Annotated in this window: 1 protein-coding gene; it reads left to right on the top strand. The window is 63.8% G+C overall.

What is annotated here, in order from left to right; genetic code table 11:
* On the top strand, positions 1–337 hold a 337-nt coding region (locus EN824_RS33940), incomplete at both ends, for a phosphate acyltransferase (protein ID WP_281041411.1).

Genomic DNA, 337 nt, shown 5'->3' with positions numbered 1-337 from the left:
GGGCGTGGGCACCCGCCCGCTCAAGGACATGGACGCGTATCGCGAAGAGCTCGGCACCACCGTGTATCGCACGGGCATGGGGATGCGTCGGGTGTGCGCCGCGGCGAAGTCGGAGGCGGCGCGCATCGTGTTTGCCGAAGGCGAGGACGAGCGCGTGCTGCGCGCCGCGCAATTCGTGCTGCTGGAAAAGATCGCCAAGCCGATTCTGGTCGGCCGTCCGTCGGTGATCGAAATGCGTCTGAAGAAGATGGGCTCGAAGCTCAAGTGCGGCGAAGACTTCGAGATTGTCGATCCCGAAGACGATCCGCGCTATCAACAATGCTGGCTGGCGTATCAC

Origin of the sequence: Mesorhizobium sp. M8A.F.Ca.ET.181.01.1.1 (assembly GCF_004792025.1) — a bacterium.
Classification (GTDB): Bacteria; Pseudomonadota; Alphaproteobacteria; order Rhizobiales; family Rhizobiaceae; genus Mesorhizobium.
The sequence above is the reverse complement of the archived record's forward strand: the minus strand, read 5'-3'. Positions and strand labels throughout refer to the sequence as shown.